General features: G+C 40.2%; 5 protein-coding genes and 1 pseudogene. All 6 read left to right on the forward strand.

What is annotated here, in order from left to right; genetic code table 11:
- Nucleotides 1–21 precede the first annotated feature (21 nt).
- The 6 genes and pseudogenes from LC653_RS15490 to LC653_RS15515 all read left to right on the forward strand — a co-directional run bounded on the left by LC653_RS15490 (nucleotide 22) and on the right by LC653_RS15515 (nucleotide 6,306).
- Nucleotides 22–669: a TIGR04282 family arsenosugar biosynthesis glycosyltransferase gene (locus tag LC653_RS15490; RefSeq protein WP_229495316.1), complete on the forward strand. Its 648-nt coding sequence runs from the start codon at nucleotides 22–24 to the stop codon at nucleotides 667–669.
- A gap of 701 nt (nucleotides 670–1,370) precedes the next feature.
- Nucleotides 1,371–2,210 (forward strand): hormogonium polysaccharide biosynthesis protein HpsJ, encoded by an 840-nt coding sequence (gene hpsJ-B, locus LC653_RS15495; RefSeq protein ID WP_229495317.1) that lies wholly within the window; start codon nucleotides 1,371–1,373, stop codon nucleotides 2,208–2,210.
- 126 nt (nucleotides 2,211–2,336) lie between these two features.
- On the forward strand, nucleotides 2,337–3,167 hold the full coding sequence (locus LC653_RS15500) for a glycosyltransferase family 2 protein (RefSeq protein ID WP_229495318.1): 831 nt from the start codon (nucleotides 2,337–2,339) through the stop codon (nucleotides 3,165–3,167).
- Nucleotides 3,168–3,246: 79 nt separating this feature from the next.
- Nucleotides 3,247–4,470, forward strand: coding sequence for an RNA-guided endonuclease InsQ/TnpB family protein (locus tag LC653_RS15505; RefSeq protein ID WP_229495319.1), 1,224 nt, complete (start codon nucleotides 3,247–3,249; stop codon nucleotides 4,468–4,470).
- Nucleotides 4,448–4,636 (forward strand): annotated as a pseudogene (locus tag LC653_RS15510) (IS630-like element ISAva6 family transposase); the annotation flags it as partial. The gene LC653_RS15505 and the pseudogene LC653_RS15510, both read left to right, overlap by 23 nt.
- Before the next feature lie 545 nt (nucleotides 4,637–5,181).
- Nucleotides 5,182–6,306 carry an RNA-guided endonuclease InsQ/TnpB family protein gene (locus LC653_RS15515; RefSeq protein ID WP_229495320.1) on the forward strand — a complete coding sequence of 375 codons (1,125 nt, stop codon included), beginning with the start codon at nucleotides 5,182–5,184 and terminating at the stop codon, nucleotides 6,304–6,306.
- Nucleotides 6,307–6,325 lie beyond the last annotated feature (19 nt).

Below are 6,325 nucleotides of genomic sequence, written 5' to 3' on the forward strand. Positions count from 1 at the left end.
TTTATTCAAATAAGGTATTGTATGCTGAAATTACCAACAAACCCAAAACAGCACCTGATTATTTTCACTCGCTATCCAGAAGCAGGGAAGACTAAAACCAGACTGATACCTGCTTTGGGAACTGTTGGTGCTGCCAATCTTCAACGGGAAATGACTGAACATACAATATTTCAGGTTCGAGAATTGCAAAAAGCCATTGCCATATCTGTGGAAGTGAGATTTGCAGGTGGCGATTTGCAACTTATGCAAAACTGGCTGGGGTTGGATTTGGTTTACCAGTCTCAAGGTGAAGGGGATTTAGGTTCGCGGATGGCGCGATCGCTTTTCGAGGCTTTTCAATCTGATGCCACAAAAGTAATTATCATCGGTACAGATTGTCCTGGAGTCAATGCCCAGATTCTAGAGACAGCCTTTGAAAAGTTACGCACCTTTGACCTCGTACTTGGCCCTGCGATCGACGGTGGATATTACTTAATTGGGTTGCGGCAACCCATCCCGGAGTTATTCGTTAACATCGAGTGGGGAACTGCTCAAGTATTCCAGAAAACCGTGGACATTGCCCAGAAACTTAATTTATCATACGTGAACTTGTTGCCTTTAGCTGATGTTGACCGACCGGAGGATCTGCCAATTTGGGAACAAGCCCTTGCAAGAAAGATGGAAAAATGAGGGAGATATAGCGATTTTTATATGGATGCAAAACCCACTAGGGGCGCATATTTGTCATTGGTGTCTACTTTTGCCTTGGCTCAGGGAATTCGCGGCTACACAAACTCTCGTCCACCTCCGTGGACTAATACAAAATCTTTGATTCTTAACCCACGGAGGCAGGTTTTGTCTCGTGTAGACGCGTTTTATAACCGCTCTTTTAACGTTAAGTTGACACGCATGGGCTGACTCACCCGCCTCGAACTAAAGTTCTTTGGCTTTTAGCTAAAGTCTACTCAAGTAGACTAAAGATTTTTGGCTATATTTTAGTCATCTCTCAGATAACTTTCGCTATTAGCAAGGAAGTTCAGTTCCTTGCGAGACATGACTTTTACGTTAAGTTGACACCAATGCATATTTGTGCGCCCCTACAAAATGCCTATATTACGACCCATTGAGAACTGTAATAAGGTAAATCGGGTAATTAATAAGTCTTTTCTTACAGCCCCGCATCATGTTCGTATCTTAAAACACCACAAATTTCCTGAAGACACTGCACATAACAAATGTTACTGTGGCCTAGTTGAAAACCAAGAGGCAGAGAGCCTTAAGCAGTACTGCATCTGCTTTATGTTTCTACACAACAGTTAGAGTCATGGGCACAATATTCAAGTAAGTTGAAATATGAAAATCACTCGTATTCACCGCCAGTTCAAAAAATTATGGTTAACCGTTTTACTTCCGTGAGTACTGCTCTCACACTTAAGGTAGTTGGAATAATTTGCATTTTGTCGTTTTTCGTTGACTTTTTTATTCTATTGTTACCCTTTCAACCGACAGATCGGGTATGGCAAATCAACTTAGCAACAGCGCTAGTTGATCGGGGAATTGTGCCTCTCGTAGGTTTGGGGCTGCTGTTTGCTGCCTATTGGATTGATAGTGCTGATGCAGCAGATCGCCCCCAAGGTATCGATTTAAGATTTCCCGCCGTCATCCTCTCAAGTATTTTAGGGTTGATGTTCTTGCTGATTTTTCCCCTGCACCTTAATAACGTCAATCAAGCTAAGACTCAAACACTTAACCGCATCGCCCAAGAAGCAGATCAGGCAGAAACTCAACTGAAGAATCGGTTATCGCAATTGCAAGCACAACTGAATACTGAGCAAGGAAAAGCTCAACTAAATCAACTGCGAAACCAAACCAAAGCTCAGTTTAGTGAAATCCTCAAAGATGATCAAAAATATAAGCAAGCGCTTGAAAGCTCTCAAATTCCCGCAAATATCAAAGAGTTACTGAAGAAAGCTAAAACAGATCCCCAAGTACTTGACAAAGCTATCGAACAACAAACAGATATTCAGACGCTGCAAACTCAACAACTGAGCCAAGTTCGCCAGCGCAGAGACGAAGCAGAGAAACAAGCTAAAGATACTGCTTGGAAGTCTGGGCTGCGGATTGGTATTAGCAGTTTGCTGTTGTCCATTGGTTACATTATCATCGGCTGGACAGGCTTAAGAGGTAGGGGTGCTGTACAAGGTGGTAAACCTAGAGCTACCGCACGCTAATCCATTATCGGCATGGCAGTAGAACGTATCCAAAAATTCTTGACGGCTGATACTGCCATGCGCCTAGTAGCTAATAACAATAAAAAGGCAATTATCAGTTAGTAAAATCGCTATAAAACTTGGGTAATGTTCTCAATTTACATACTGACATATAACGAAGAGTTAGATATTGCTGCTTGTATCGAATCGGCGATGCTATCGGATGACATTATTGTTGTCGATTCATGCAGTAGCGATCGCACTGTGGAAATCGCCAGTCGCTATCCCATCCGCGTCATTCAACACGCTTTTGAAAGCCACGGTCGCCAACGCACCTGGATGTTACAGTCTATCCCTCCAAAGCACGAATGGGTTTATATTCTCGAAGCTGACGAGCGCATGACACCAGAACTGTTCGCGGAATGCGAAAAGGCAAGTCAGAGTCCAGACTACATCGGTTACTACGTGGCTGAACGTGTCATGTTCATGAATCGTTGGATTCGCTACAGTACACAGTATCCCCGTTACCAAATGCGCCTCTTCCGCCACGGTAAGGTCTGGTTTACAGACTACGGTCATACTGAACGGGAAGTTTGTGAGGGTGCAACTAGCTTTTTAAAAGAGACATACCCACACTACACTTGTAGCAAAGGCTTGAGTCGCTGGATTGACAAGCATAACCGTTATTCTACAGACGAAGCTCAAGAAACGCTATATCAACTAGAAGAGGGAAAGCTCAACTGGCAAGATTTATTCTTTGGCAAATCGGAAGTCGAAAAACGCCGCGCCCTGAAAGATTTGTCTTTGCGTTTACCCGCCAGACCTCTGCTACGGTTTGTATATATGTATTTTTTCTTAGGCGGTTGCTTAGATGGACACGCCGGATTTGTTTGGTGTACATTGCAGGCATTCTACGAATATCTGATTTTGCTCAAAGTCTGGGAAATGAAGTATTGGAAAACTTCACTCAATTTATAGTCAAATATAGTCAAGAATAGTCGCCTATTTATTATTGAAGAAAAGTGGTAAGATTTAGCAATTGAGGCAGCAATTTTTTATGCGACAAGTTGAGAAGCACGTTATTAAAAGAGGTGATGCTTGGTTTGATTATTGCAGTCAAATAACTACAATTTCCCGCAAGCTTTACAACACGGCTCAATTCACTCAACGCCAGGGTTTTTTCTTTGGTTGGAGTACACAATCTCAAGCAAAACTAGACTTACTATTTAAACAAGACGAAAATTACAAAGCACTTCCCGCAAAAGTTGCACAACTTGTATTAAAACAAAATGCCGATGCCTGGCTTGCTTACTACAAAGCATTGAAAGAATATAAGCTAGAGCCAAGTAAATTCACTGGGAAACCAAAACCCCCAGGCTATATTGATGATAAAAATTTAGTCAAGTTCAATAATCAAGCAATTGGTAAAAGAGAATTTAACAAGGGCTGGATAATCCCGTCAATGTCACCAATCAAAATTCCAGTCAAGCCCGAATTAAGGTTTCAGGATTTATGTGAGGTACGAATTGTGCCGAAAACTGGTTACTTTGTAATTGAAGTAGTTTATGAAGTACCAGACCAATCGCAGTTATGCAGCAGTTTAAATCCACAACTTAATGCGGCGATTGATATCGGGTTAGATAACCTAGCAACCATTGTTTTTAACGACCCGACCATTCAACCAATTGTTGTAAATGGCAAGCCTCTAAAATCAATCAACCAATTCTACAACAAACAGATTGCCAAGTATAGAGGATTCATTAAAGTTGGCACATCACATCGAATTGCAAACATAGTTCGCAATCGCAACAATTTTGTGGATTCATATTTGCATCAATCCACATTTAGGATTGTGGATGAATTTTTACGCTTGGGTGTCACTCATGTATCAATAGGTAAAAATGAACAATGGAAAACACATCTTGATTTAGGTAAGCGAACCAACCAAAGTTTTACTCAAATACCCCATGCTAAATTTATCGAAATGCTGACTTATAAACTCCAACGAGTTGGCATTATCGTTGTGGTAAACGAAGAATCGTACACTAGTCGCGCTTCGTTTATTGATTGGGACAATATCCCAACTTATGACCCCGACAACAAGGTAAAATACACCTTCTCAGGAAGGCGCGTCAAAAGAGCCTGGTATGTGAGTAAGAATGGTTTTAAAATTCATGCCGACGTAAATGGTGCATTTAACATCGGCAGAAAAAGTAATCCCGAAGGGTTTGATTGTCTCAATTCTATTCTACTCTATTCCCCCATATACTCCTCAACTTAACCCCACCGAGTGTATCTGGCCATTACTTAGAGAACGATTAGCCAATCAAGTATTTGATACACTCGATTCTTTAGAGACTGTCTTGATTGAACGGTGTCAGTGGTTGATGAACAATCCAACCACTGTTAAAGGAGAAGTCGGATTTTCTTGGTTGTGTTCAATATAACGAAATGTAACAATACTATCTTTGGCAACTTCGTATTAGACGCAACAGCAATTCTGGCACAGGAGAGTACACAACAGTTACAGTGCGCGGATTCGGAAACGACACAGGCTGATGTGGCGTAAAATTTGAAGGTGCGATCGCCTACGATGGACGGGTACGCGATCGCAAAATTCAGAATTTCAGAAGTAGGGTAGCACGGCTGTGCTACCCTACGGCGTATTACATCTAACAAAAACTACCATAATAAATTAATATTTTTAACAGAACATTTTCATCGCAAACCTCCGAGAAACCCTGTCGTTCTAGGGCAGGGAAGGATAGGAGTGTCAAAGAGTATGGCTCGATCAAAGATTTTTTACAGAATATCTAATAGAATGTGAGGTATACAAAGAGCTTTTTGTGTCAATAATAACCTCTTTTTGTGCAAGACTCTCTTACAAAGTTGCTCCTCTTGGGGAGACCCCAAGACCGCACTTTGCGCTTTATTCAATTATAAGACGGACTCGTAAAACTGAGTGCATTGTAAAATGCTTAAAGGAGGACGAGTGCAACTAGTTGAAAGGCACGTAATCAAGAAATCTCACAAATATCACCAAGAAATAGACAACCTATGTTTTTTGTCTAAAAATCTTTATAACGTAGCTAACTATCTGATTAGACAAAAGCTGTTTCAATCAGGCGAAATTCTTAATTACAATCAGGTTCAAAAACTATTTTCTGGTAGCGTTGACTATAAAGCAATACCAGCTAAAGTAAGTCAGCAGATTTTAATGGTTTTAGATAAAAATTGGAAAGCTTTTCAAGCTGCTTCAAAGTCTTATTTAAAAAACCCCTCGAAGTTTTTAGGTAAACCTAAATTACCAAAATACAAGCACAAAACTGATGGGAGGAATTTGCTAATCTACACAGTCCAAGCTTTATCTAAACCTGCTCTGGCAAAAGGTTTTGTCAACCCAAGTCAAACAAATATTTTTATACCTACTAATGCAAAAGATATTGCCCAAGTTAGGATAGTGCCAAAACTTGACCACTACGTTGTTGAGGTTGTTTATCACAAAGAAATTGAAGAAAAGCAATTAGAAACCACAAGAATTGCGAGTGTTGACTTAGGGTTGAATAATTTAGCGGCTGTAACTTTCAATCAAGCCGGACTAGTCCCGTTCTTGATAAATGGCAGACCTTTAAAATCTATCAACCAATTTTTTAACAAGAAAAAAGCTGAGTTACAAGCAATCCTTAAAACTGGCACATCTAAGAGACTGAAAAAACTTTGCACTAAACGTAACTTGAAAGTTGACGACTATTTACACAAAGCAAGTCGTTATCTAATCAACAAGCTAGTTGAGTTAAATATTGGTATTTTAGTTATTGGTAAAAACGACAACTGGAAACAAAAAATTGCTATAGGTAATCGAAATAACCAAAATTTTGTACAAGTACCTCACACAAGGTTTATTGATCAAATTACCTATAAAGCAGAGCTAACTGGAATAAAGGTAATTGTTAATGAAGAAAGCTATACAAGTATTGCAAGTTTTTGGGATCAAGACGAGATACCAGTTGTGCGCTCCGTTGATTCCAAAACTGTGAAAGCAGGCTTGTTAGATTTCTACGAAATCGAAAGCCAATGCCCGCAGGTAGGAATCAGCCATAACTTCAAGTTTATTTAGCTTGAGTTTGGCTAACTTG

Source organism: Nostoc mirabile CHAB5784, assembly GCF_020829645.1.
GTDB lineage: Bacteria > Cyanobacteriota > Cyanobacteriia > Cyanobacteriales > Nostocaceae > Nostoc > Nostoc mirabile.

Bases quoted from the DNA above. Each gene is read 5' to 3' on its own strand.
- LC653_RS15505 (WP_229495319.1), top strand. From the start codon at position 3,247: ATGCGACAAGTTGAGAAGCACGTTATTAAAAGAGGTGATGCTTGGTTT.
- hpsJ-B (WP_229495317.1), top strand. From the start codon at position 1,371: ATGGTTAACCGTTTTACTTCCGTGAGTACTGCTCTCACACTTAAGGTA.
- LC653_RS15500 (WP_229495318.1), top strand. From the start codon at position 2,337: ATGTTCTCAATTTACATACTGACATATAACGAAGAGTTAGATATTGCT.
- LC653_RS15490 (WP_229495316.1), top strand. From the start codon at position 22: ATGCTGAAATTACCAACAAACCCAAAACAGCACCTGATTATTTTCACT.